Origin of the sequence: Thermohalobacter berrensis (genome assembly GCF_003609645.1) — a bacterium.
Classification (GTDB): Bacteria; Bacillota; Clostridia; order Tissierellales; family Thermohalobacteraceae; genus Thermohalobacter; species Thermohalobacter berrensis.
The window spans coordinates 26,776-52,496 of sequence record NZ_MCIB01000007.1 but is presented as its reverse complement, the minus strand read 5'-3'; the positions used below and the strand labels follow the sequence as shown (position 1 = coordinate 52,496).

At 29.2% G+C, this 25,721-nt stretch carries 24 protein-coding genes and 1 tRNA gene; 4 read left to right on the top strand and 21 right to left on the bottom strand.

Annotated features, from left to right (window positions below):
* Window position 1: 1 nt before the first annotated feature.
* From rsxC to BET03_RS05045, 16 genes are all read right to left on the bottom strand, one after another.
* Window positions 2–1,333 (bottom strand): electron transport complex subunit RsxC, encoded by a 1,332-nt coding sequence (gene rsxC / locus BET03_RS05115; RefSeq protein ID WP_120167981.1) that lies wholly within the window; start codon window positions 1,331–1,333, stop codon window positions 2–4.
* 322 nt (window positions 1,334–1,655) lie between these two features.
* Entirely contained in the window at window positions 1,656–2,201 is a 546-nt protein-coding gene (locus tag BET03_RS05110) for an ATP-binding protein (protein WP_120167979.1), read from the bottom strand.
* Window positions 2,198–2,923 (bottom strand): PHP domain-containing protein, encoded by a 726-nt coding sequence (locus BET03_RS05105; RefSeq protein WP_120167977.1) that lies wholly within the window; start codon window positions 2,921–2,923, stop codon window positions 2,198–2,200. Before BET03_RS05105 ends, BET03_RS05110 begins: the two co-directional genes overlap by 4 nt.
* A 1-nt stretch (window position 2,924) precedes the next feature.
* The gene (locus BET03_RS05100; protein WP_120167975.1) at window positions 2,925–3,254 is read right to left on the bottom strand and encodes a DRTGG domain-containing protein; all 330 of its coding nucleotides are present in this window, start codon (window positions 3,252–3,254) and stop codon (window positions 2,925–2,927) included.
* Window positions 3,255–3,271: 17 nt separating this feature from the next.
* The gene (locus BET03_RS05095; RefSeq protein ID WP_120167973.1) at window positions 3,272–4,537 is read right to left on the bottom strand and encodes a [Fe-Fe] hydrogenase large subunit C-terminal domain-containing protein; all 1,266 of its coding nucleotides are present in this window, start codon (window positions 4,535–4,537) and stop codon (window positions 3,272–3,274) included.
* 20 nt (window positions 4,538–4,557) lie between these two features.
* Window positions 4,558–5,004, bottom strand: coding sequence for an ATP-binding protein (locus tag BET03_RS05090; protein ID WP_120167971.1), 447 nt, complete (start codon window positions 5,002–5,004; stop codon window positions 4,558–4,560).
* On the bottom strand, window positions 5,005–5,370 hold the full coding sequence (locus tag BET03_RS05085) for a DRTGG domain-containing protein (RefSeq protein WP_120168034.1): 366 nt from the start codon (window positions 5,368–5,370) through the stop codon (window positions 5,005–5,007).
* Window positions 5,371–5,380: 10 nt separating this feature from the next.
* Window positions 5,381–6,277, bottom strand: coding sequence for an SPOR domain-containing protein (locus BET03_RS05080; protein WP_120167969.1), 897 nt, complete (start codon window positions 6,275–6,277; stop codon window positions 5,381–5,383).
* A gap of 81 nt (window positions 6,278–6,358) precedes the next feature.
* Complete coding sequence (locus tag BET03_RS13600) at window positions 6,359–6,532, bottom strand: hypothetical protein (protein ID WP_183108733.1); 174 nt, start codon at window positions 6,530–6,532, stop codon at window positions 6,359–6,361.
* A gap of 191 nt (window positions 6,533–6,723) precedes the next feature.
* Complete coding sequence (locus tag BET03_RS05075) at window positions 6,724–7,929, bottom strand: sugar ABC transporter permease (RefSeq protein ID WP_120167967.1); 1,206 nt, start codon at window positions 7,927–7,929, stop codon at window positions 6,724–6,726.
* 13 nt (window positions 7,930–7,942) lie between these two features.
* Window positions 7,943–9,484, bottom strand: coding sequence for a xylose ABC transporter ATP-binding protein (locus BET03_RS05070; protein WP_120167965.1), 1,542 nt, complete (start codon window positions 9,482–9,484; stop codon window positions 7,943–7,945).
* Window positions 9,485–9,555: 71 nt separating this feature from the next.
* A complete protein-coding gene (locus tag BET03_RS05065; RefSeq protein WP_120167963.1) occupies window positions 9,556–10,578 on the bottom strand; it encodes a sugar ABC transporter substrate-binding protein in 1,023 nt (340 codons plus the stop codon).
* 314 nt (window positions 10,579–10,892) lie between these two features.
* Entirely contained in the window at window positions 10,893–11,975 is a 1,083-nt protein-coding gene (locus BET03_RS05060) for a sugar ABC transporter substrate-binding protein (protein WP_120167961.1), read from the bottom strand.
* Window positions 11,976–11,986: 11 nt separating this feature from the next.
* Window positions 11,987–13,579: a response regulator transcription factor gene (locus tag BET03_RS05055; protein ID WP_120167959.1), complete on the bottom strand. Its 1,593-nt coding sequence runs from the start codon at window positions 13,577–13,579 to the stop codon at window positions 11,987–11,989.
* Window positions 13,557–15,083, bottom strand: a complete 1,527-nt coding sequence (locus BET03_RS05050) for a sensor histidine kinase (RefSeq protein ID WP_120167957.1) — start codon at window positions 15,081–15,083, stop codon at window positions 13,557–13,559. Before BET03_RS05050 ends, BET03_RS05055 begins: the two co-directional genes overlap by 23 nt.
* A gap of 11 nt (window positions 15,084–15,094) precedes the next feature.
* The gene (locus tag BET03_RS05045; protein WP_120167955.1) at window positions 15,095–16,117 is read right to left on the bottom strand and encodes a substrate-binding domain-containing protein; all 1,023 of its coding nucleotides are present in this window, start codon (window positions 16,115–16,117) and stop codon (window positions 15,095–15,097) included.
* Window positions 16,118–16,497: 380 nt separating this feature from the next.
* Here BET03_RS05045 and BET03_RS05040 point away from each other — a divergent pair, with 380 nt between their 5' ends.
* Genes BET03_RS05040 through panD form a run of 4 tightly spaced genes read left to right on the top strand, consistent with a single transcriptional unit; the run spans window position 16,498 to window position 19,477 of the window.
* A complete protein-coding gene (locus BET03_RS05040) occupies window positions 16,498–17,355 on the top strand; it encodes a Rossmann-like and DUF2520 domain-containing protein (protein WP_183108732.1) in 858 nt (285 codons plus the stop codon).
* A gap of 13 nt (window positions 17,356–17,368) precedes the next feature.
* Window positions 17,369–18,205, top strand: coding sequence for a 3-methyl-2-oxobutanoate hydroxymethyltransferase (gene panB, locus BET03_RS05035; RefSeq protein ID WP_120167951.1), 837 nt, complete (start codon window positions 17,369–17,371; stop codon window positions 18,203–18,205).
* A gap of 37 nt (window positions 18,206–18,242) precedes the next feature.
* Window positions 18,243–19,091, top strand: a complete 849-nt coding sequence (gene panC, locus BET03_RS05030) for a pantoate--beta-alanine ligase (protein WP_120167949.1) — start codon at window positions 18,243–18,245, stop codon at window positions 19,089–19,091.
* Between the two features lie 2 nt (window positions 19,092–19,093).
* Window positions 19,094–19,477, top strand: coding sequence for an aspartate 1-decarboxylase (panD, locus tag BET03_RS05025; protein WP_120167947.1), 384 nt, complete (start codon window positions 19,094–19,096; stop codon window positions 19,475–19,477).
* Between the two features lie 121 nt (window positions 19,478–19,598).
* Here the strand turns inward: panD and BET03_RS05020 are convergent.
* From BET03_RS05020 to polA, 5 genes are all read right to left on the bottom strand, one after another.
* Window positions 19,599–19,685: transfer RNA gene (locus BET03_RS05020), tRNA-Leu, on the bottom strand.
* Window positions 19,686–19,738: 53 nt separating this feature from the next.
* A complete protein-coding gene (locus BET03_RS05015) occupies window positions 19,739–21,499 on the bottom strand; it encodes a peptide ABC transporter substrate-binding protein (RefSeq protein ID WP_120167945.1) in 1,761 nt (586 codons plus the stop codon).
* A gap of 58 nt (window positions 21,500–21,557) precedes the next feature.
* Window positions 21,558–22,148 carry a lytic transglycosylase domain-containing protein gene (locus BET03_RS05010; RefSeq protein WP_120167943.1) on the bottom strand — a complete coding sequence of 197 codons (591 nt, stop codon included), beginning with the start codon at window positions 22,146–22,148 and terminating at the stop codon, window positions 21,558–21,560.
* An 18-nt stretch (window positions 22,149–22,166) separates the two neighbouring features.
* Window positions 22,167–22,790 (bottom strand): dephospho-CoA kinase, encoded by a 624-nt coding sequence (gene coaE / locus BET03_RS05005; protein ID WP_120167941.1) that lies wholly within the window; start codon window positions 22,788–22,790, stop codon window positions 22,167–22,169.
* Window positions 22,777–25,461 (bottom strand): DNA polymerase I, encoded by a 2,685-nt coding sequence (gene polA / locus BET03_RS05000; RefSeq protein WP_120167939.1) that lies wholly within the window; start codon window positions 25,459–25,461, stop codon window positions 22,777–22,779. Before polA ends, coaE begins: the two co-directional genes overlap by 14 nt.
* Window positions 25,462–25,721 lie beyond the last annotated feature (260 nt).

Here is a 25,721-nt window from a genome sequence, read left to right as displayed (position 1 = left end):
ATTATTTAGCTTTTTTTCTTTTTGCAATTATTTCTCTTTTAGCTACTCTAATTGAATGAACAAGTGGTCTCTTTGAAGGACAAATAAATGAACAAGAGCCACATTCTATACAATCTAGAGCATTATATTGTTCAGCTTCATCATACATTCCCTTAAGTGAGAATTGGCTTATAAATAATGGTTGTAAATGGACTGGACAAATGTCTACACACTTACCACATCTTATACATGGTTGAGGTTCAGGTAATTTAGCCTCCTCTTCACTCAACACTAAAATTCCTGATGTTCCCTTTATTACAGGAACTTCATCTGTATGCTGAGCAATTCCCATCATTGGTCCACCCATTACTATTTTTCCTGGGTTTCCTTTATAACCACCACATTGTTCAATAATCTCTTTAAATGGTGTACCAATTTTTACTACTAGATTCTTTGGTTCTTTTACAGCACTACCTGTTATAGTTACTATCCTTTCAATTAGAGGCATTCCTGTTTGTATAGCTTCAGCAACTTTCGCAGCTGTTCCTACATTGTTTACAGCAACACCTACATCCATAGGTAGTCCTCCTGATGGAACTTCTCTACCTGTTACGGCATTTATTAGTCTTTTTTCACATCCTTGAGGATATTTTGTTACTAAAGTAGCAACTTCTATATTAGGTTCATTAGCAACCGCTTCTCTCATTTTCTCAATAGCATCTGGCTTATTAGTTTCAATACCTATAAAGCCTTTTTTTACACCAAATACTTTCATAATAGCTTTAAGGCCAAATACTACTTTTTGTGGTTCTTCAAGCATTAATCTGTGGTCTGCTGTTAAATATGGCTCACATTCTGCACCATTTAAAATTACAGTATCAATTTTCTTTTCAGGTGGAGGTGATAGTTTAACATGTGTTGGGAAACTAGCACCACCTAATCCAGTAATACCCGCTTCTTTTACTATTTTAACTATCTCTTCTTTTGTCAGCGAATCTAAATCTCCTTTTGATTTAATGCTTTCATCCACTTCATTGCTCCCATCTGATTCTATAACTACAGTTAAAGTTTTAGAACCTGTTGGAGTTACCATAGGAGTAATTTTCTTTACAGTTCCTGAAATACTAGAATGAATAGGTGCTGATACAAAAGCATCAGATTGTCCTATTTTTTGTCCTACTTTAACCTTGTCACCAACCTTAACTAAAGGCTCACAAGGTGCTCCAATATGTTGTTGTAATGGAATATAGACAGTTTTAGGTTCCTTTGCTCTTTCAATTGGAACCTTTTCAGTAAACTCTTTATAATGTGGGGGATGAACTCCACCTTTAAATGTGAGTTTCTCTAATTTCATTTCACTTCACCTCTTATTTATAAGATTTAAAGTTAATTAATAATAATTTTGTATACAAGATGCTAGAAAAAAATAAATAGCCAAACTATAAATTCTATAAAATAAATATTAAAGTAGACTTTAAGATATGACTAAATCTACAAAACTTGTCCAATATTTTCCCTTAAATAAAAATTCGACATTGGTAAAACGTTTTTCCACCGACAATATTAGACAAAATTTTAGGAACCCGACATAAGGGTTCCTATTTTATTTTTTCTGAATCCAATTATAACATTTTTGTGTTGAATTGTACAGATTATTATTTTTTTATCAAAGAATTTTACACAGTATAAAGATTTTTTATGTTTTCATTTATATAATCTTTTATCCATAATAACACTTCATTAGTTCTAATATCGACATCTTTCAACATTTCTTTTACTTCTAAAGTATTAAAAGTAAAACTCTTTTTATTATAATAGTGTCTATAAAAAATCTCTACACTTTGTTCATTATTTAACAGTATCATTATTGTTTCTCCAATATTCCCTAATGGTGGCCTATCAATATGATCATGCTTTAAACTACATAATACCTTAGTACCTTTATTTTTCTTTGATTCTATTTTAAAGTTTCCGTCACATCTTTCAGCAGTAGCTTTCATAAGAGATAGACCTAAGCCTACCTTTCTTGTTTTTCTAGTTGTAAAAAAAGGATCATCTGCAATTTTTAATAATTCTTTATCCATTCCCTTACCATCATCTTCTATTTCAATTATAAATTTATTTTTTTCTAAATCTTCTACAATAGTAATAATAACTTTATTTGCATCAGCTTTTAAAGAATTTTGTGCAAGGTCAAGTATATGCAATGATAATTCCTTCATACTTTATTCCTCCGTTTTTTGACTAAATAGCTAATTACTGACCCAATAGTTTTATCCTTAACATCAATAAATGATATCCTCTCATTAATATCACCTAAATAATGGGCATCTGAATTTACTATAACATTATAGTTACCTATATCTATAAACTTGTCCAATAAGCTATAATCTTGGTTAACTGAAATTTCAACTGTATTAAACTTTAAATTATCTGGCATAAAACCTAATACTGATATTATACTATAGGCTTTTTTATCTATATGTGCAGGTACAACTACTCCACCATATTTTATAGCTAAATCTCTTATCTCAGATAATGAAAAGTTAGTACTATTTATTAAAAGTTTATTAACCTCTCCTATTACTTTATCCTTTTTATTGAAAATTAACTGTTTTCCAAATACTTCAGTATTATTTTTCACATTAGGAAGATTGTCATAAATAATATCTTGAAATTTCATCCCTGATTTTAATTCTTTGAAATAACATAACACATGAACTTCTTCTTTGGTTGTAACTTCTATTCCTGGAATAACAAGAATATTTTTCTCTTTCCCTAATTCCATTACAGGTTTTGCATTCAACATTGTATTGTGATCAGTTACTGCTATTACATCTAGTCCTTTTAAATAGGCCATATTTACAATATTATTAGGAGTCATTTCATTATCTCCACATGGTGATAATGCTGAATGGATATGCAAATCTATACTCAATTTCATTCTATACACCTAATCTACATAATTTACAAGCAATTTCATAAGCACTTAATTCTGATTTTAATATTGGAATGTTTTCTTCCTTTGCCTTTTTTATAGTATCTTCATCTACATCCATTCCCTCAGCAATAACTATTGCAGAAAGATTAACTAGTGTAGCTACTGCTACTATATTTATGTGTGTCTGTATTGTTATCCATATATCATTTTCCTGAGCCTTTGCCATAACAAGACTTAATAAATCACCTATATATACACCTTCAACTTCAGTTTCATCTTTAGGTTCAACAACTACTGTTGCATTTAGTTCATCAATAATCTTTGTTAATTTCATAATACAATACCCCCAAATTATTTTGATATATTCGTACTTTTATTCATTCTAAAAACACAATTGTCAATAGTAGCATACCCTAAAACAATATCTTCTGCAAGTGCTCTACAAGTAGGCGCTCCACAGGAACCACAATCAAGCCCTGGTAATGAATCTGTAATCTGTTTAATCTTTTCTATTTTTCTGATAGCCATTTTAATATCCTCATCTAATTTCATAATTCCCTTTGCTTCAATCTCTTCTGTTAAGCTAAAAATACCTTCTTTATATAGATTTAAAATCTCTTCTTCATTAACCCTCATTATTTTACTTTTTTCTTCTATAGTTCTTCTAATTCTACTTTTAGCTATGAAAGGGTTTTCGACAGTTAAAGGCCCACCAACACAACCTCCAACACACGCCATTGCTTCTATATAATCTATATTATCTAATTTTCCAAGTTCTGCTTCCTCCAAAACTTTAATAACGTTTTCAATACCATCAACAGCAATATAATTTTCTATACCTAAGGCTTCACTTTGACCACCTACTTTTGCCCAACCTATTCCAAGGGAAGAACCTTTAGAAAAGCTTTCTACTTTTTTAACTGTAGTTGCATTTCTTAAAATATCTCCATAAATTCTTTTTATAGCAATTGCTCCATCAATATAAGAATTTTTTATTCCTATAGGATTTTTTATACTTGTAACTTTTGCTGGGCAGTGTGTTAAATAAAAAACACCTACTTCATCTGAGTCAAGATTATATTCATCCATAACTTTTTTCTTTGCTAGTCTTCCGGCAATTTCCATAGGAGACTCAATCCTAATTATATTATCAATTAATGAAGGAAAATTAATCTGAATTAGTCTTAATACAGCAGGACATAATGAAGAAATAATTGGCTTTGGTAAATCTGTTTTCTTAATTTCCTGTTTGATTGATATTGTAGCTATATCTGCTGCATGAGCTTCATCATAAACGTAATCAAATCCTAAAGATTTTATTCCTTGAAAGATTTTATCCATATCTAAATCAGAAGAAAACTGTCCGTACATAGAAAATGGTACAATAGCAATATTAAATTTATATTCTTTAAGCTTATTTAAATCATCTGTTGCAGAATTTTGAGCATAATAAGGACAGACTCTTATACATTCTCCACAATCAATACATCTTTCCTTGATGATATGTGCTTTTTTATCTTTTATTCTAATTGCCTCAGTAGGACATCTCCTCATACAGTTAGTGCATCCATTACATTTAGTCTCATCAAGGATAACAGAATGAAAATATTCTTTCATAGTTATCACCTACTAATCTCTTAATTTTGGTTAGATTTCATAAAAATCTCCATATAAACAGTAGTTCCCTTACCTTTTTCTGAATCTATTTTTAGCACATCTGAGCACTTTTTCATATTTGGAAGTCCCATTCCTGCACCAAATCCAAGTTCCCTTATTTCATTAGAAGCTGTTGAAAAACCTTCTTGCATTGCCTTTTCTATATCCTCTATACCAGGGCCATTATCTTTAGCAGTAATTTCAATCTTCTTAGATGATATCTCAACTAAAAGTTTTCCACCATAAGAATGTATAACTATATTCATTTCTGCTTCATATGTTACTATAGCAACTCTTCTTATTATTTTCGAATCGATTCCTAATTGCTTTAGTATCTTTTTCACATTACTTGAAGCTTCTCCTGCTCTAACAAAGTCATTCTGTATAATATCATACTCTAATTTAATTGTATCATCTTTTTTATTCATCTAAGTCATTACTCCCTTTTCAAATTCTATACCCTTTAATCCATTTTCATAAAGTTTACCACAAGAAGTATAAAGGGTATAGTCAGTCATTAAAATAGTAATATTATTTCTTTGACCCATTTTGATAATTTCATCACTTGGCCTTTTTCCTCTTACAAAAATTATTGCAAATAAATCTATCATTTCAGCCGTCCTAATTACTTGAGGATTTGTAAGGCCTGTAAGCAAAACTGAGCTGTTATCAACAAAAGCTAAAACATCACTCATTAAATCTGAACCAAAAGCTGAGCTAACTTTTCTATCTAGAAATTGTTCACCAGTTAATACTTGAGCATTTAGTATACCCTTGATATCATTCAAAGTCATCAAATCACCTCTACTCTTCCCTAAAATATAAATAATCAAAAAATATTTTGTTAAATTCTTCATAACTTTCTAGTATAGTTCCTTTTTCACCTTCATCTAATTTATCTATTATACTATTTCTCTTTTCTACTTGTTCCTCAATCCTCTTAATAAAAATTTGTAAATCATTACTGTAAATCTTATCTTCTATTTCATTTAAAATATTGTCTATTTTAACTGTATTACTCTCGATAAGTTCTTTAATTTTACCAATTTCTCCAGTATTTATACAATCATACCATAAACTTGTTTCATCATCATGAACGCTTTGTACAACTGACAGTAATTCTTTTATTTTCTTTATATTTTCCATGTCGTTTTCCATATATTTTATCTTTTTTTCTCCTAATTCCATTGTCTTAATATATGCATCAGAATAATCCTTTTTTATCTTAGTTAAAATCTTTTCTGCTTTATCTCTATTAAAAAATGAAGCCGCAAATACTTTAAATCCATTATTTCTAGTTATATCTTTAACAATATATGCACCATATCCTTTTCTATTTAAATTATCAACAAAGTTTTTAGCATTATCTATAGTACTAAAACTACCTACTTGTACATTATAGATATTTAGTCTATTCAGCTCTAAAGTCATAAACTTGTCCATATTTTCATTATTAGCTTCTTCCTCTATGTTTTCTTGCCTTTTTGTATCCTTTGACTGTATATTTTCCTCATTAACAATCTCCTTATTTTTCACAACACTAATTATATCACCATCAGCTAAATAAGGTAAAATGAAATATTTTACAACACCTATACCTAAAAGTATAGAAACAGCTGGAGCAAATACAAAAAAAGCTAAAAAATTCATAAGCTTATATTTCTTTTCCTCTAGCTTTCTTTTATTCCTAGTACGTCTCACTATGTTCCCCCCTTAGATACTGTCCCCCATTAAATAGAACTCCTATTAAAATTTTAACATATTTTTTGTTTATTTAAATGTCTAATTTTTTTGGGTTAAGTTTTCTACTTTTAAAACTATATCCCTAGCTGTCTTTAATCCTTCTCTATACCAATATTGACTTTCTTTTAATTGTTTCCCTTTCCTTTCTTTTTCGTTTAGCTTACCTATTGTATAGTTAAGTTCATCTAGGATTATCTTTATTTCTTTACTCAAAATATCACTCCCTTTAATAAATTATTCTATTTACTCTACTTTTAAAATATTACATTTTCTAGGTAAAGTAAATAGATTTGGTACTAAGATTTACTAAAATTAACATAGTTTTATTGAATAATACCAAAAAAATACTCCTTGGATACATTTATTTAACCAAGGAGTATTTTTCAAGATAAAGTTTTGAATTCCTAAGATTTATTCTTTCTTGATGAAATATCAACCCATACAGCTAATAATAAAACTAAGCCTCTTACAATCAATCTTTGTGTAGTTCCTACATCTAAAAGCAACATACCATTGTTAAGAGTAGCCATAACTAGTGCACCAATTATAGCACCGACTATAGTACCTTCTCCTCCTAAAGTACTAGTACCACCTATAATTGCAGCTGCGATAACATCTAATTCCATTCCCTGTCCTGCTGAGGCTGCTGCAGACCCAACTCTTGCTGTATATATTATACCTCCGATGGCTCCTAAAATTCCAGATGATATAAATATCCATAAAGTTCTTTTTCTAATATTTATACCGGATAGTTTTGCAGCTTCCCTATTTCCTCCTATAGCATAAACTTGTCTTCCAAAAGTAGTTTTTGTAGTTAAAAAAGTGTAAAGACTTCCAATTAACATTAGTAATAGTATTGAATAAGGTATTCCTAAGTAAAATGCCATAATTAAAAATACAGTAGTTATCAGTAATATTACTAAACTAATTTTTACAATAAATAATGACTTAGGTAGTATATCAAATCCATATCTAATTCTTTCTTTTCTTTTTCTAAACTCCATCCACAGATAGCCTATTATTACAATTATTAAGATTATAACTGTTGTATCATGAGGAATCATATCTCTCGGGGAATTTTTAAGAAATAATGTAGGTATATAATCTTGTCCAATTTTGTTAAAAGTATTATTTGTAGGTATTGTCTCTCCATTTGTAATACCAAGTAAAAGACCATTAAATATCATCATACCAGCTAAAGTAACAATGAAAGCTGGGACATCTCTGTATGCAACCCAATATCCTTGCCATATTCCTATTAAGGCTCCCACACCTAAAGTAATAATAATTGCTGGCACAACTCCTAGCCCAAATTTAGCTTGTAATATTGCAACTATAGCTCCTGTTAGTCCAACTACTGCTCCAATAGATAGGTCAATATGACCAGCAACAATAACTAATACTACCCCACATGCTAATATAGCAATATGTGCTGTCTGTAAAAATAATATTGACAAGTTTCTTGGAGTAAGAAAAACGTCGCTTAAAACTGAAAAAATCAACATAATACCAATTAAAGCAATAAACATTGTATATTGTCTAATATTGTTTCTAAGTGAAAATTTTATTATATCTATTGCTTTATTATTACCTTTAGCTTTGGATATCATTGAACATCCTCCTTTACTTTGACGCTAATTCTAAATCACCACTTCCAGTGGCAAAATACATTACTTTTTCTTGAGTAGCTTCTTTATAATCTAATTCTGCCGTTATTTTCCCTTCATGCATTACTAGAATTCTATCGCTCATCCCTAATACTTCAGGTAGCTCTGAAGAAATCATTATTATACAAACTCCCCTATCTGCTAGTTCATTCATAATATTATAAATCTCATATTTAGCACCTACATCAATACCTCTAGTTGGTTCATCTAGTATTAAAACCTTTGGCTCTGCCATAAGCCATTTAGCTATTACTACTTTTTGTTGGTTTCCTCCACTTAAATTTCTAGTCTTTTGCTCTATAGATGGTGTCTTGATTTTTAATGCATCTACATAATGATTAGAAATTTTTATCTCTTCATTCTCATTTATTCCCATTAATCCAGAAATCTTTTTTAGGCTAGCAAGTGTTATATTTTCTTTTACATCCATCATCAACACTAATCCAGATTTTTTACGGTCTTCTGAGAGATAACATAGACCTTTTTCTATAGCTTCTCTAGGTTCCTTTATTTTAACTTCCTCACCATCTATATAAACCTTGCCTGATTTCTTGATACCAAATGCTCCAAAAAGACTCATCATAAGTTCAGTTCTTCCGGAACCCATTAACCCTGCCACACCTAAGATTTCGCCTTTTCTAGCTTTAAAACTAACATTATCTATAATTTTTCTATCTGGTAGTTCAGGATTATACACTGTCCAATCCTTCACTTCCAACATTACATCCCCTGGTGTATGTTCCTCCTTTGGAAACAATTGATTAATTTGTCTTCCTACCATTCCTGTTATTATTTTATCTTGTGTGACTTTTTCATCATTAGTATAGGTTGCTATTGTTTTTCCATCCCTTAAGATAGTTATTGTATCAGCAATGGCTTTAACTTCTTTAAGCTTATGGGAAATGTAAATACAGCTTATTCCGTCTTCTTTTAACTTTCTTATTATTTTTAATAGATTTTCTGTATCATCTTCATTTAAAGCTGCTGTTGGTTCATCTAATATTAATATTTTTATATTTTTAGATAAAGCCTTTGCTATCTCTACTAATTGCTGTTTACCAATTCCTAGGTTAATAATTTTTGTAGCTGGGCTTTCTGTTAAACCAACCTCTTTTAACAGCTTTTTTGTCTCTGACATAGCCTTATTCCAATTTATTACCCCAAACTTTTGAAATTCATTTCCTAGATATATATTTTCACATATATTCATTTGCTTTACTAAAGTAAGTTCTTGATAAACTATACCTACACCGGCATTTTCACTATCCTTTGTATTACTAAATCTTTGTTCTTTCCCATTTATAAGTATTTTGCCTTCATAGGTTCCATATGGATAAACTCCACTTAAAATTTTCATTAATGTAGATTTTCCTGCACCGTTTTCCCCTACTAAAGCATGTATCTCACCTTTTCTTACTTTAAAATTAACATTATCTAATGCTCTTACTCCCGGGAATTCTTTTACTATGTTTTGCATTTCTAGTATATATTCACTCATACTTAGCTACCCACCTTTCTAAAAGAGAGAGGAATAACTTTAAAGCTATTCCTCTCTCTTTACACCTTTCTTTACTTTAAATCTTCTTCGGAAATATATCCACTATTAACTAATACTTCTTTTAGATTGTCCTTTGTAACTATTTTCGGTTCTAACAGCACAGAAGGTACATCTATTTTGCCATTGTCAACCTTTCCATTTGTTTCGATTTTTTCTCCTTTAGCAAGCTTAATAGCTATATCTATAGCTTCCTTACCAAGATCTCTAGTATCTTTAAATATAGTCATTGATTGAGTACCTTCTAGGATTCTCTTTGCAGCAGCTTTTTCAGCATCTTGTCCTGTAATAGGTACCTTTCCAGCTAAGCCTTGAGCAGCTAATGCTTGAATAGCAGCCCCTGCAGTACCATCATTTGGAGCTAAGATAGCATCAACTTCATTATTATTTGCCGATAAAGCTGCTTCAACTATTTTTAGTGCATTTTCAGGTACCCAGTTCTCTACTGCCTGTTCTGCAATAACATTTATCTTTCCTTCATCTATAAGTGGTTGTATATACTTCATAGCACCCTTTTTAAATAATTTAGCATTATTGTCTGTAGGAGCCCCTGATAAGATTATATAGTTACCTTCTGGCACCTTTTCTGTTATGAATTTTCCTTGCAATTCTCCAACCCTTACATTGTCAAATGATAAGTAAACATCCAGTTTATCAGTATTTGTTATTAAACGGTCATATGATATTACAGGAATTCCTTCTTTCTTAGCCTTTTCAACTAGTGTTGCAGCTGCAGCTGCGTCATGTGGAGCAAGTATCAAAACATCAATTCCTTGAGCTAATAAAGACTCAACTTGTGTAATTTGTTCTTCCATATCTGCATCTGCAACTTTAACTACTAATTCGATGCCCTTCTCAGCTGCTACTTTTTCCATTGTTTCTTTATCTCTTACCCATCTTTCTTCTCTTTGAGTTGGTAAAGATAGACCAACCTTTATTTTTTTGCTTCCCCCTGATGTTTGTTGACTACATCCTGTAAACAACGAAATAACCAACATAAAAACCATTAGTACTGTTAATACCTTCTTCATTTTCATAAAAAATCCCCCTTCATAAAAATTAGTGTTTCTTAAGACTCTGATACATCCGCTTGGCAAACGTTTGCCACTTGTCTTATGTAATCATTTCTGTTGTTTTCATTATATAATTTATCTTTCATTTTGGCCCTAAATAGTTTTGGTAATATTCTTTATTTTTTTACTTTTTGTAATATTCAGATAAATAAAAGTAGTATTTTTTTAAGGCAAAAAAAAACAGCTATTAGTTAGAACTAATAGCTAATTTTAACCTACAACTTTAACAAGTTAAATATATTTTGTAATATCTAGGATATCAATACCAAAAAAACTTATTAAGGTAAGTTTCTATATACATCATCCTTCATATGAAATCCATCTTTTATAACAGTATCATCAATATTATATTTGTCAACAGCAATTGGGTTAATAACATAATAAGGTATATGATATTTACCGTTATAAATAGTTTTTTCTATATCTATACTTTCTCCTCGTGCAAGACTTATTGCTACTTTAGCTGTTGCATGTGCTAACTTTTCGATCGGTTTATAGACAGTCATAAGTTGTGTTCCTTCTACGACTCTTTGACAAGCTGCTAAATCTGCATCTTGGCCTACAACTGGTATTTTTCCTGCTAATCTATGCTCTGATAAAGCTTCAATTATACCGTCAGCTAATCCATCATTTCCTGCTATTATTGCATCTATTTTTTTTCCTTTTTGTAAGAGCTTATCTACCACTTTAAATGCATATTCTTTCATCCAATTTGGAGCCCTTTCTTCACATATTATTTTAATATCTCCCTGTTGTATTTTAGGTCGTAATATTTCATCATATCCTTCCTTTATCATATTAGTGTTATTATCACTTTCAGGGCCATTTACTATAACGTAATTACCCTTTGGAGCTTTATTTAATACATACTGAGCCATTAGTTTTCCTACTTTAATATTGTCAAAGGATATATACATATCAATGTCAGAGTTAAGTACAAGTCTATCATATGAGATTACTTTCACACCTTTTCTTTTTGCAAGCTCTACTGCGTATGATGCTTTTATTAAATCATTTGGAACTATTATTAGCACATCAATATTTTGTTCTAGTAAATATTTCACCTGTTTAATCTGGTCATTATCATTATTATTGGCATTTTGAACTAAAATTTCAGCTCCTAATTCTCTAACTTTTGCCATTAAAATATCCCTATCCTTTAACCATCTTTCTTCTTTAAGGGTACCTAAGGAAAAACCTATCTTGATTTTATTATCTTCCTTATCCTCTGATGTATGGTTAGACTGGGCTATATGGTCATTTTGAAAAAGACTTTTAATGTTAATTACAACAAGTATAACAAAGATAGTAATCAGTAAAATAATTATCCCTTGTCTATAGTCTTTTTTGAAATTGCCCATCACATCACCTCTTACGATACGAAGTTAATACGATAATCTGTAGGTCTCATTCCTGTAGCCTTTTTGAATATTTTACTAAAATAATTTGGGTCACTATATCCTACCTTATATGATATTTCTTTAATGCTCATACTAGAACTTCTTAGCATTTCTTTAGATTTTTCTATTCTCAGTTCAGTTAAATAATCAACAAAATTTTTACCTATTGAATCTTTAAAGAACTTACTAAAATAGTGATAACTCATATTTATTTCTTTAGCTACATCATCTAAACTAATATTCTTATCATAATTGTTTTCTATATACTTTATGGCTTTTGATATAAGTCCATCCAATTCTTGCTTTCTTGACTGTTTAACGCTTTGAATAATATTTTTTAGATGGTTAATATAATTAATTTTTATATTTCTAATATCGTTATTTTTTAATATATTAATTACCAAAGTTTTGTCAGAAAAGTCTTTTTTTCTAATTTCAAAGGGAATAGACCTTTGTAAAACTATCAACAGTTCTAAAAGGCTTGATTTAATCTTATCTATATCTTCTTTATAATTAATTGTAATCCACAAAAATATTTCCTCAAAAACTTCAATAGCACCATTTATATCCCCTACCATAATATTTTGGATTAATCTTTTTTCATTTTTTAAAGGATATGATTCCTGTTTATTAATTGATAATACTATATCTTCAAAATGTATTATTGTATCTTTACTAGGAACTGATGTAGCCATATAGGCTTCATTATAAGATTTTAAAAAATTTTCTATAGAGTAGTTTCTACCTAAACCTATTTTGCAGTTTACATCAACATTCTTTCTAATTTTATCTATTATCTTTGTAGCAATTTCTATCGAATCATTCCTAATCTTATATGAATTTTTATCTGTATCACATGGTATATAAGCAACTATCCTGTCTAATAATGGCTGCCCTACAAGACAATTAGTTATACTTTTAAGTTCTAAACTAAATACATTGAAAAATTTTTGCTTTTTAAGACTGTTTTTTAAATTTTCTTCTTTTAATGAACTGCTAAAATCCTCTATAAGACCCATTATTACATAGCCATTTTTTAGCTTTGTATTAAAGATCTCTTCATAAAATTGTAAATCATTTATTATTCCACTATTAAAAAGCTGAGAATTAATAAATTGTCCTTCCAAAATAGGCAATATCTTATTAATTTTTTCTTTTAATATTAATTCTCTTTGAATTGCTTTCTTTTTCATAGATATAACTCTATTTAAATCATTAAGTACTTTAATTACTTTTTGCTTATTTAAAGGTTTTAAAAGGTATTCAAAAACATCTAAATTAACGGCCTCTTTAGCATATTCAAAATACTCATAAGCAGTAATTATTACAAATTTAGTATCCTTATCAACATCCCTTATTTGACGAATAGCATCAATACCATTAATTCCTGGCATTCTTATGTCCATAAATATAACATCAGGTTTTAAATCTAAAGCCATTTCTATAGCCTCTCTACCCGACTTTGCACATCCTACAACTTCTACAAAGTCTACATATTTGTCAATGATAAACTTTATTGACTCATTAACTATATATTCATCATCAGCTATTAGTAGCTTCAGCACTAGAAATCACATCCTTATAATAAGGTAGTTTCAATTTTACTTTTGTTCCAAATCCAACCTTACTTTCAATTTCAATAATTTCTTCATTTTCTGGAATATCATAAAATATCCTTAATCTATTTATTACATTTCGAATCCCTATACCTGTTACGTGTCTTCTTGAAGAGTATTTATCTTTTTCAGAATATATTATTGAATTAATCTTCTCTTTTTTCATGCCTATTCCATTGTCAATAACCTCTATTAATACGCTTTCTCCTTGATTTTTAACATTTAAATGTATTTCTCCATCCCTCTCTAGTCCCTCTAATCCATGTATGAAGGCATTTTCAACAATTGGTTGTATGACAATACAAGGAATTTTCATTTCAAGTACTTCCTCATCTATTTCTGTATAGAAGTTAATTTTGTCTCCAAATCTTGTCTTTAATATATACATGTATTTTTTAACGTAATAAATTTCATCTCTTAAGCTTACTGGCTCGTCTAACTTTCTCAAATTATATCTAAAGAGTTCCGCTACATTATGTATAAATTCGGAAGATTTATCTGCTCCTTCCATCATAGAAAGTTGTGAAGCTGCATTTAAAGTATTAAATAAGAAGTGAGGATTAATTTGTGACTGGAGTGATTTAAGCTCAGCATCCTTTAAAAGACTTTTCATTTTGAGATACTGCATTTCTTGTTCTTTTAGTTTTTTCTCAATCTCAGCTTGGCCTTTTATTTCATCAATATGACTTTTAACATTAACTACCATTTTATTAAATGCCTTAGTTAGTATATCTATTTCATCATTAGTCTTAATTTTTACTAATTCTATTTCATAATCTCCCTTTGAAATTTTTTCAGCTGAATGTGAAAGTTCTATTATGGGCTTTGTTAAACGATATGTGAGAAATATTGCTAAGAAAACGCTTACTATTACTGCAATTATAATAAAGAGCAGATTAAAATAGCTTACATAGTTTAAATTTTTAGTGATGGTCATATATTTTTCTGAACCCTTTTTAAGTTTATTGTTAAGCAAATTAGTAATGTATAATTTTATATATTTACTTATCTCATTAGCCCTTTTAAAATGTGCTATATATTCATTACTTATTCTACCTCTTTTTGCATTTACAGCATTGTCAGTTTCTCTTAGAAGTTCATCTATCATAAAGCTGATATCTTTTAACATTAATTTATCGATATCATAAACCGTTTCTCTAGATATATTCTTTGTTTTTTCTTGAAGTCTATTGTAAATAGTATAATAATTTAATAAAGAATCTGATGATTTTGTAGAAAGAAATCTTTCTACTTCTAACATTATTGAATTTACATCATTGTTTAAATTATTAAGGTAAATGTAATCTGTAATTATAGATTCTAGTTTTGTTAAAATTTGCTTTGCATTATAATAGGAAAAACCGCTTACTGATACAAACAATACAGCAATAACTAAATAGTATATTAATAATTTTTTTCTGATTCCAGTAAACTTAAAAATTTCTTTTCCCATTATTTCACCAACTATTCATCTTTATTAATTTCTTTTCTATTTTGTAGAGATTCCTCATAAAGGGTGTATGTAGTTAATACCTTAACTCCTGTATCGATAAAAGTAGATACATTGTTATTTTCTTCGATATCAATTAATGCTTTCAAACTTTCATATCCCATTTTATATGGATCACTCATGACTGTTCCATAAATTATACCTTTTCTTATGTATCTTAGAATACTTTCTGAATCTCCATATCCTACAAGTGTTATGTTTCCAACCTCATTCTGATTAACAATCTGTTGAGCTGTTCCCAACGTATCAACTGAACTAGTTGTATATATAGCATTAATATTTTGTTCATCATTTAAAATAGTTTCAGTAATTTCCTCAGCACTCAAAATTCCCATTTTAGAAGTATATATTTTTACTACTTTCATTTCAGCATAATTTTTTATAGCACTTAAAAATCCATTTATTTTAAGATTTTGGCTTACAGTATCTAATTCATAATCATTACTTACAATAATCGCTATATTTGCTTTTCCTTTAGTTGCTTTTATCATAAGTTTAGCAGCTTCTTTTCCAAGTAAAAAACTAGTAGTCCCAACAAATGCATTTCTATTACTTTTTTTATCATCATTCTCAATAGTTACTACTGGAATACCTCTGTTATAGGCTTCATTTATGAGAGAAGTGAAATCTAAACCATTTGAAACATGGGTTATAATACCATCAACATTAGAAATGACTGCCATGTCAAGGTATTTCAATTCTTCCTGTGGATTATTAAATTTAGGTGCATTAAATTCAACTACTACATTATAGTCCTTAGCTGCATCTTCTACACCTAATCTAACTTCCCGCCAAAATGGATCAACTGAATTTGGAGCAACTACATAGAAGTGATACCTAGGTTTTAATTTAGAGGAAATCTTTTGCTGATTATTGTTGTAATATAAAAATATAAGATTAATAATAATTAAAATAGTAAGTATTAATATTATCATATTTCTTTTTATTAAACTAACTAAGAATTTTAAACTTTGCATTTATACAATTATTCCTCCTAGAAAAATTCCCCAGTATTTAACTATTTATTATATTCTATATCAGTTAATAATTTCCTTTTTAAAATTCTTATTTAATCTAGAATGACCTTTTCTTTGATTTATCCCTTATAATATTTATTTGTATAGTAATTGACAATGTGTTAAAATAATTTATGATGGATAGTATCACTTTGTGTGAACTATACCACAATTTAATCATTTACTTAAAATTAAATATTAATTAATGGTTCTGCTCTGAGCCTTTGCTATGGACGGAGACAGAAAAGATAAGGAGAAATTCTAATTTGATAACCGCGTCCTTTCTATGTCCATTTGCATATGGGCTTAGAAAGGACTTTTTTATTGAGGGGTTGATCTATGTGCATATAGGGTTTATTGGAGCTGGAAAGGTGGGTACTGCCTTTGGTATATATCTTTCAAAAAAATGTTTTAAAGTAACGGGTTATTACAGTAAAACTTTTGAATCTGCTATAAAGGCTTCTAAACTAACTAAAAGTACTCCTTATAAAAAACTTAGTAATTTATGCTGTAATTGTGACATTATCTTTATTACTACTAATGATGATGAAATTGAAAAAGTATGTGAAAGGTTAGTGCAAGAAAATATATTAACAAAAGGCCAGATTATAATTCATATGAGTGGGGCTTCATCATCAAAAACTCTAAATAAGGCAAAAACTAAAGGCTGTTTTATATATTCTTTGCATCCTCTACAATCTTTTGCTGATATAGATAAGGCTGTAACTGATTTAGAGAATACTTTTTTTACAGTTGAAGGTGATAAAGAAAGAATTGATGTTATTGAAAATATTCTAAAAAAATTAGGTAATGAATACTTTGTTTTAAGCTCAGAGCAGAAAAGTATTTATCATGCTACAGCCTGTGTTGTATCAAATTACTTAGTAACCCTTATAGACTATGGCTTAACATTATTCGATACTATTGGAATGGAAAAAGATAAAGGATTTAGAGCCCTTTATCCCCTTATAGAAGGAACTATTAAAAATATTTATAATTTAGGCCCGGAAAAAGCCCTTACTGGACCAATAGCTAGGGGTGATGTCGATACTATAAAAAAACATATTGAATCTTTAAGTTTATATGCTCCTGATAAGGTAGATTTTTATAAAATCCTTGGAAAAAAGACACTTGAGCTTGCAGAAAAAAATAAGCTTAAGGACAAAAATAAGATTAAAGAGCTTAAAGAAATTTTTTAAAGAGGTGTTGTAAATGAATAATAAAAAATTTACTGTAAATTCTTTTCTTGAAAATAAAAAAAATAACGAAAAAATATCTATGTTAACAGCCTATGATTATTCAACAGCCAAACTTCTTGATAATGCTGGAGTAGACAGTCTACTTGTAGGTGATTCTTTAGGGATGGTTGTTCTTGGATATGAAGATACTCTAGAGGTAACAGTCGATGATATCATCCACCATTGTAAGGCAGTTTCTAGAGGTGCTAAAAGGGCTATGGTTATTGGAGATATGCCTTTTTTATCATACCATATAAATGTTGAAGAAACCGTTAGAAATGCTGGCCGAATTATCCAAGAGGGAAGGGCCCAAGCTGTAAAACTTGAGGGTGGAAAAGAGATTTTAGATAAAGTAAAAGCTATTGTCAAAGCTCAAATTCCTGTTATAGGTCACCTTGGTCTTACACCACAGTCTGTTAATGTTTTTGGAGGATTTAAGGTACAAGGCAAAACTTTAGAAAGTGCTAAAAGGATTATTGAAGATGCTTTACTATTACAAGAAGCTGGAGTATTTGCTATAGTTCTAGAATGTGTTCCAGAAAAGCTTGCTAAGATTATTACTGAAAAACTTGATATACCCACTATTGGAATAGGTGCAGGTAAATATTGTGATGGCCAAGTCCTTGTTACACAAGATATGTTAGGAATGTTTACAGGCTTTACACCAAAGTTTGTAAAAAAATATGCTAATTTAAACAAACATATAGAAAACGCTACCAAGGAATATATTAGTGAAATAAAAAAAGGTGTTTTCCCTTCTGATGAACATGTATTTAGCATTGATGAAAGTATAATCGAAAAGCTATATTAAAGTAGTTTTATTGTTATACTGTAAGGAGGCTTTAATAATGCAGATTGTAAAAACTATAAAAGAAATTAGAAATGAAATAAAAAGAGCAAAATCAAGTGGTAAAAGTATAGGTTATGTACCAACTATGGGGTTTTTGCATGATGGTCACATTTCCTTAATAAAAAGGGCACATAAAGAGAATGATTTTGTTGTAGTTAGCATTTTTGTTAATCCCACTCAATTTGGACCTAGTGAAGATTATGAAAGCTATCCCCGTGACCTAAATAGAGATGCTAATTTAGCTGAAAAGGCAGGAGCTGACATAATATTTGCACCTTCAGTTAAAGAAATGTATCCTGATGGATTTAGCACATATGTTAAAGTTTATGGTAATATCTCTAAAAAGCTTTGTGGTCAGTCTAGAGAAGGGCATTTTAAAGGTGTTACTACTGTTGTTAGTAAATTGTTTAATATAGTAACTCCTGATAGGGCTTACTTTGGACAAAAAGATGCCCAACAACTTGCAATAATAAAAAAGATGGTAAAAGAATTAAATTATGATATAGAAATAGTTCCATGTTCTATAGTAAGAGAAAAAAATGGACTTGCAATGAGTTCACGAAATACTTACCTAAATACAGAAGAAAGAAAAGCTGCTTTAATCCTTTCAAAATCACTTTTTAAAGCTAAAGAAATGATAGAAAATGGAGAAAACAATCCAGAAAAAGTTAGAAATTTTATAATAGAAAATATAAAAACAGAAAAACTTACTGAAATTGACTATGTTGAAATAGTAAATGCTGATACTTTAGATAATATAGACAAAATTAAAGGCAAAGTATTAATTGCTTTAGCTGTTAAAATCGGACAAGCAAGGTTAATAGACAATATTCAAATGGAGGTATAATTATGCTATTAAATATGTTTAAATCAAAACTTCATAGAGCTACAGTAACTGAGGCCAATTTAAACTATGTAGGCAGTATTACTATAGATAAAACACTTATGGATGCTGCAGGTATCCTACCAGGAGAAAAAGTCCAAGTAGTAAATAACAATAATGGAGCACGACTTGAAACATATGTTATAGAGGGACCAGCTGACAGTGGAGTTATATGTCTTAATGGAGCAGCTGCAAGACTAGTTCAACCAGGTGATAAGGTAATAATAATTGCTTACTGTTATGTTACTGAAGAAGAAGCAAAGAAACTTAAACCTAAAGTGTTATTTCTAGATGATAATAATAAGATAGTAGATAAAGCAGATGTAGAAATACATGGACAACAAAAATAGCTTATTATATTTTAGAAGAGGATAGTTCCAAAATTAGAAACTATCCTCTTTCATATTTTTTGACAATGATTCATTTTTTTAATAATAAAAAACTACCAGAACTAATCTGGTAGTTCAAATATGGTGCCGTGGGCGGGACTCGAACCCGCACGCTCATTTGAGCATAGCCCCCTCAAGACTACGTGTCTGCCAGTTCCACCACCACGGCATTTAGTTTCGCCATAATAGTATAACGGCTTTTTTTTTAAATGTCAAGTAGTTTTATTCTTCTTTTTCCTGATTTGCATTTTGGTATTTTTCTGGAATAAACCATTTTTCTATATTGTTATAAATATTGTAACTTGTAGGATTATCTATTCCTTCTACTTTATCAGCTACTAAAATAGCTTTATTTCTAAAAAGTAAACTTACATAAGGAAGTTCATCTATAATAAGCTTCTGTAATTTATTATATGCTTCTTTCTTTTCCTTTCTAGATGCTGCCCTAAATGCCTTTTCTAGTAATCTATCCATTTCATCATTTGAATATCTTATAAAATTTGTTCCCTTTTCAATCTGTGAAGAATGAAAAGCAAATGTTAAGTCAGGTATCTGGGATAACTCCCATCCTAGTAATACTATATCAAAATCCCCTGCTATTATTTTTCCTTTTATTTCTTCCCACTGTTTGTCAGCTTGATCATTTGTTATACTTTCAGGTTTCTTAATTTCATAATCAGGTATTACTTTTATTCCTATATCTGATAGATTTTCTATAATAATATCTGCTGTTTCCTTTCTTAGAATATTGTATGAATTGGTAAGGAGCTTAAATTCTAGTTTTTGACCATTTTCATTCTCACGAACTCCATCATTATCTGTATCTTTCCAGCCTGCATTCTCTAATATTTCTTTTGCTTTATCTTTATTATATTTATAAGTATCTACTTTAGAAGCTAACCAAGAGTCAGCTAAAATAGGAACATCTGTAGTCTTTCCATGTCCTAAGTATACCTTTTTTATAATTCTCTTTTTATCTATACCATAAGCTATTGCCTTTCTTATATCTTTACCCTGTTCTCCTTTAAATATTTCCTTATCAAAGTTAAATCCTAAAAATTCATAATTTGTTGATGTAAACTCATATATTTTTCCCTTTCTATCTTGAACATATTTTTCCCAATCTATTCCTTTAGCTAATGATAAATCAACTAGGCCAGATTTAAAAGCAGCAATAGTTGCATTATCATCCTTAAATATCTTACCAGTAATATTGGAAACATATGGTTTACCTTTCCACCAATTTTCATTAGATTCTAACTTTATCCATTTTAACTTATTGTATTCTACAAATTTGTAAGGTCCTGTTCCTATTGGAGTAAAGTTTTCTTTTTGTAAGGCATTTTTATATGAGTTTTTATTTATCTTTCCATCTTGTAAAAATTGATGTCTAGGTAAAATAGGAAATGTTAAAGTTTCTAATGCATTTGAATAGCTTCTGTCAAAGTGAATTTCAATATTATAATCATCTATAATTTTAGTAAATAATATATGTTCTATATCAACTATTTCTAAAGAATTATATACATTTAATAACATTTTTCTGTATGCAGAGTCTATAGCCCCATACTTTAATAGGTCTATAGTAAATTTAACATCTTCTGCGGTAAACTTTTCACCATCATGCCATGTAACATTATCCTTAAGCTTAATATTGATTACTAATCCATTGTCAGTAATCTTATAGTTATCTGCTAAAACCTTCTTTACATTAAATTTTTCATCAATATCAAATAATCCTTCATAAATTAGTTTGTTAAAGTAATAAATACTTTTTTTCCTATTAAGTAAAGGGTTTAAAGTTTCAACATTTGATATTGGTAAAATTAATTCTCCACCATATACTGGCTTTACTTCAGTATCTATATTGTCTTCAGTCTCATTACCATTTTCATCTTTTCCGTCATTCTTAACCTCACAACCTACAAAAGAAAATATTAAAGATATTATCAAAATAATAACCGCTATTCTCCTAAAAACCACTTTAATTCCTCCTTATCTTACTGCTACTTTATTAACTACTTATCTGCAGTGTTAAAGTTTATTCTTCAGGATAAAAATGTTTGTAATCATAAAGTTTTTTGTATATTTTATAGCTATTAAGGACCTTATCTACATATTGTTCTGTTTCTTTAAATGGTATATAATCTAAATTTATTCCATCACTACTATATTTCTTATTTGATAGCCACTTTGTGACATTACCGCTACCTCCATTATAAGCTGCAACAACTACACTAATATTATTATCAAATTGATCCATCAATTTACTTAAATACCAACAACCTATTTTTATATTTATCTCTGGATTATATAATATATCTTCATTATAGTTTTTTATTCCTAACTCTTTAGCAGCCCACTTTCCAGTAATTGGTGATATCTGCATAAGTCCTTTAGCACCTTTATAGGATTTTGCTTCTTTATAGTATTTACTTTCAACCCTTATTATTGCTGCGACTAAAAAAGGGTCTATTCCATATTCTTTAGAATATTTACCTATATATTCCTCATAATTTAAGGGATATAAAAATTTAAAAATCCATTTTATATTATATATAGCTAATAATATTATTAACGCTATTAACAAAAACAAAAGTACTCTTTTATATCTAAAGGAAATAATTGTCAAATATACCCCTCCAAAAAATTATGTTAATTCATTTAATAAACTATTTATTTTGTGTTTAAGTTGGTCTATATTTCCTGAGTTATCAATTATAACATCTGCATACTTTTTCTTCTTATTTAACGGCATTTGGGCTTTCATTCTTTGATATGCCTCTTCCTTACTAGTATTATCTCTGTTCATTAATCTCTTTAGCTGAAGTTTTTCGTCTACATAAACCAACCATATTTCATCAAAGATTAATCCATAATCATTTAGTTTTTCCCTTTCTTCTATTAAAAGTGGTATATCTAAAAATATAACATTACTCCTTTTAGAATACTCTACAATTTTATCTTTAATCTCTTGAACTACTCGTGGGTGAACAATCTTGTTTAGCTTTTTTCTAAATTCTTCATTTTTAAAGATTATATCACCCAACTTTTTTCTATTTATCGTTAGATCCCTATTTAATATATCTTCTCCAAACTCATTAACTATATCAGAATACGCAGGCTTACCTACATTAACTACCTCTCTTGAAATTATGTCAGCATCTATTACAGGATAACCTTTATCCTTTAAAATGCCTGTGACAGTGCTTTTGCCACTGGCTATCCCTCCCGTGATCCCAATTATTTTAGCTTTTATGTTATTTTGTTTCATACCAGCTATCACCTGTTTTCATATCTACTTTTAATGGTACATTCAATTTAATAGCATTCTCCATTAAATCTTTTAAAAGCTTTTTAACTTCATCTACTTCATCCTTATGGGCTTCTATTATGAGTTCGTCATGAACTTGAAGTATAAGTCGAGATTTCATTTTCCTCTTTTTTAATTCTCTATACACATTTACCATAGCAACCTTTATTATATCTGCTGCACTCCCTTGTATAGGGGTATTCATTGCCATTCTTTCTCCAAAGGATCTAACATTATAGTTTCTTGATTTAAGTTCTGGTAAATATCTTCTTCTGTTTAAAAGTGTCTTTACATAACCATTCTCTTTACCTTCTTTTATTAGATTATCCATAAACTCTTTAACTTTTCCATATTTCTCAAAGTAACTATCTATATATTTTTTGGCTTCTTTCCTGGAAATATTTAAGTTTCTTGAAAGACCAAAGTCACTTATTCCATATATAATTCCAAAGTTTACTGCCTTTGCCCTTCCCCTCATGCTTGGAGTAACTTCATCTAATGGTACATCAAATACCTCTGATGCAGTTTTTTTATGAATATCTTCATTTGCAGTAAAAGCTCCTTTAAGCTTTTCATCATCAGACAAATGGGCAAGTACCCTTAATTCTATCTGTGAATAATCAGCATCAACTAATACATATTCACTATCTTCTGCAACAAAAACCTTTCTTATTTTTCTACCTTCCTCAGTTTTTACTGGTATATTCTGTAGATTAGGTTCAGTACTACTAATTCTCCCTGTTGTAGTAATTGTTTGGTTGAAACTTGAATGTATCCTATTAGTGCTTTTATCTATTAATTTCATTAGACCATCCACATAGGTTGTTTTCAACTTAACTATTTGCCTATATTCTAATATATTTTCTATAATAGGATGTTTTCCCTTTAACTTTTCTAAAACTTCTGCACTTGTTGAATAACCAGTCTTAGTTTTTTTAATAGGCGGGAGATTTAGCTTATCAAATAGAATGTTACTTAATTGCTTCGTTGAATTAATATTAAATTCTTCTCCTGCTAATTCATGTATAGTTTTCGTTAAAGAATCAATTTTATCCTGAAATTCATTTTCTAATTCCTTTAACTTATCTTTATCAACTTTAAATCCTTTAAATTCCATATCTGCTAAAACTTCAATTAAAGGTAATTCTACGTCATAGAAAAGTTCTGCCATCCCTTGACTTTCTATTAGGCCTGCTATTTCCTTTTCTAATTTGAATATAACATTTGTTTGGCTACAGAAAAATTTGGCCCTTTCTTCGACTGAAAGGTCACTAAATTTTCTTTTCTTTTTCCCCTTCCCAAGTATATCTTCTTCATCCTTTAAACTTATTTTAAGGTATTCATCTGCTAAACTTTTAATACTATAATTTTTCTGTGATGGATTTACAAGATATTGACCAATAATAGTATCAAAGTGTATATTTTTTAACTGAATACCATTTCTCATTAGGACTAATATATCTTCCTTAAGATTATGACCTAATTTTTCTATATTTTCATCTTCAAATAAATCTTTAAACTCTTTAATAATGCTTTCGGCTTTATCCCTAAAATCAATATAATAAGAAGGCCCATTATCCCCTTTAATAGTTAGACCAATTATATCATCTTTTAAAGGATTACTACCATTAATACAAAATTTGAAACAAAAGCTTTTAAAATTCTTAAAATCTGAAGTTAGATTCTTTACTTTACTAACATCATCAATAATTTTAAAATTATCCCGAATATCTTTTTTTAGTTCCTTATCTTCTATTTCAGAAGTATCAAAACCTGCCTTTTTTATTAAACTCTTGAACTCAAGTTTTCTATAAAGCTCTAATAACTCTTTACTGTTTGGTTCTTCTTTTCTTAATATTTCAAAATCAACTTCAATTGGTATATTATTAACTATAGTAACTAATTTTTTGCTCATTAAAGCCTGTTGTTTATTTTCTTGTAATCTCTCTTTAAGCTTCTTTCCAGATATCTTATCTATATTTTCATAAATATTTTCAATTGAATCAAATTGTTTTAAAAGTTTAATACCAGTCTTTTCTCCAACACCTGGAACACCTGGTATGTTATCTGATTTATCTCCCATAAGTCCCTTCAAATCAATGAACTGCTCAGGTGTAATGTCGTATTTGTCAATAAAGTTTTCCCTGTTATATATTTCTAAATTTGATATACCTTTTTTAGTTATTAGTACTCTAGTATTTTCAGTTACAAGTTGTAAGTAGTCTTTATCCCCAGTCACTACGATTACCTCTAATCCTTTTTCTTCTCCCATTTTCGCCAGTGTACCAACTATATCGTCTGCTTCAAATCCTTCCATTTCTAATCTATATATATTAAGCTTATCTAAAACTTCTTTAAGTATAGGAAATTGAGATTTTAATTCATCAGGGGTTTTGGCCCTTCCTGCTTTATATTGCTCAAATTCTTTATGTCTAAAGGTTGGTGCTTTTTTGTCAAAAGCAACACCTATATAATCTGGTTTATATTCATGTAGTACCTTGTAAAGCATTGTTAAAAAGCCATAAACGCCATTTGTATATATACCATCAGATGTTTTTAATGGTGGAAGCGCATGGAAAGCTCTATGTAATAAACTATTTCCATCAATCAACATTAATCTTTCTTTAGACAAACAAATCAACTCCTTAAACCTTATGTCATTATTATTTGAAAAATCCTTATTTTTAAGTATATAGTAAATAAAATAATTAGTAAATAGGTACAAAATCTTTGGTCTAGATATTTATCCTATGTTAAAGAATTCTTTAGTAAATATTTTAGACTATTTTACTCTTAAGTTGTAAACTATTTTTTAAACTTAAAAAGGGTTCTATTGTTTAGTTTTATATAACAATAGAACCCTCACCTAAATTTTATAAGTATTGCTTGTAG

What these genes read in the sequence shown, in the direction of transcription:
- BET03_RS05065 (WP_120167963.1), bottom strand. Translation starts at nt 10,578, where the DNA reads ATGAAAATGAAGAAGGTATTAACAGTACTAATGGTTTTTATGTTGGTT.
- rsxC (WP_120167981.1), bottom strand. Translation starts at nt 1,333, where the DNA reads ATGAAATTAGAGAAACTCACATTTAAAGGTGGAGTTCATCCCCCACAT.
- coaE (WP_120167941.1), bottom strand. Translation starts at nt 22,790, where the DNA reads ATGAAACAAAATAACATAAAAGCTAAAATAATTGGGATCACGGGAGGG.
- BET03_RS05070 (WP_120167965.1), bottom strand. Translation starts at nt 9,484, where the DNA reads ATGAGTGAATATATACTAGAAATGCAAAACATAGTAAAAGAATTCCCG.
- BET03_RS05085 (WP_120168034.1), bottom strand. Translation starts at nt 5,370, where the DNA reads ATGACTTTGAATGATATCAAGGGTATACTAAATGCTCAAGTATTAACT.
- BET03_RS05050 (WP_120167957.1), bottom strand. Translation starts at nt 15,083, where the DNA reads ATGGGAAAAGAAATTTTTAAGTTTACTGGAATCAGAAAAAAATTATTA.
- BET03_RS05105 (WP_120167977.1), bottom strand. Translation starts at nt 2,923, where the DNA reads ATGAAATTGAGTATAGATTTGCATATCCATTCAGCATTATCACCATGT.
- BET03_RS05100 (WP_120167975.1), bottom strand. Translation starts at nt 3,254, where the DNA reads ATGAAATTAACAAAGATTATTGATGAACTAAATGCAACAGTAGTTGTT.
- BET03_RS05045 (WP_120167955.1), bottom strand. Translation starts at nt 16,117, where the DNA reads ATGCAAAGTTTAAAATTCTTAGTTAGTTTAATAAAAAGAAATATGATA.
- panD (WP_120167947.1), top strand. Translation starts at nt 19,094, where the DNA reads ATGCTATTAAATATGTTTAAATCAAAACTTCATAGAGCTACAGTAACT.
- panC (WP_120167949.1), top strand. Translation starts at nt 18,243, where the DNA reads ATGCAGATTGTAAAAACTATAAAAGAAATTAGAAATGAAATAAAAAGA.
- BET03_RS05075 (WP_120167967.1), bottom strand. Translation starts at nt 7,929, where the DNA reads ATGATATCCAAAGCTAAAGGTAATAATAAAGCAATAGATATAATAAAA.
- BET03_RS05090 (WP_120167971.1), bottom strand. Translation starts at nt 5,004, where the DNA reads ATGAATAAAAAAGATGATACAATTAAATTAGAGTATGATATTATACAG.
- BET03_RS05060 (WP_120167961.1), bottom strand. Translation starts at nt 11,975, where the DNA reads ATGGGCAATTTCAAAAAAGACTATAGACAAGGGATAATTATTTTACTG.
- BET03_RS05095 (WP_120167973.1), bottom strand. Translation starts at nt 4,537, where the DNA reads ATGAAAGAATATTTTCATTCTGTTATCCTTGATGAGACTAAATGTAAT.
- panB (WP_120167951.1), top strand. Translation starts at nt 17,369, where the DNA reads ATGAATAATAAAAAATTTACTGTAAATTCTTTTCTTGAAAATAAAAAA.
- BET03_RS05110 (WP_120167979.1), bottom strand. Translation starts at nt 2,201, where the DNA reads ATGAAGGAATTATCATTGCATATACTTGACCTTGCACAAAATTCTTTA.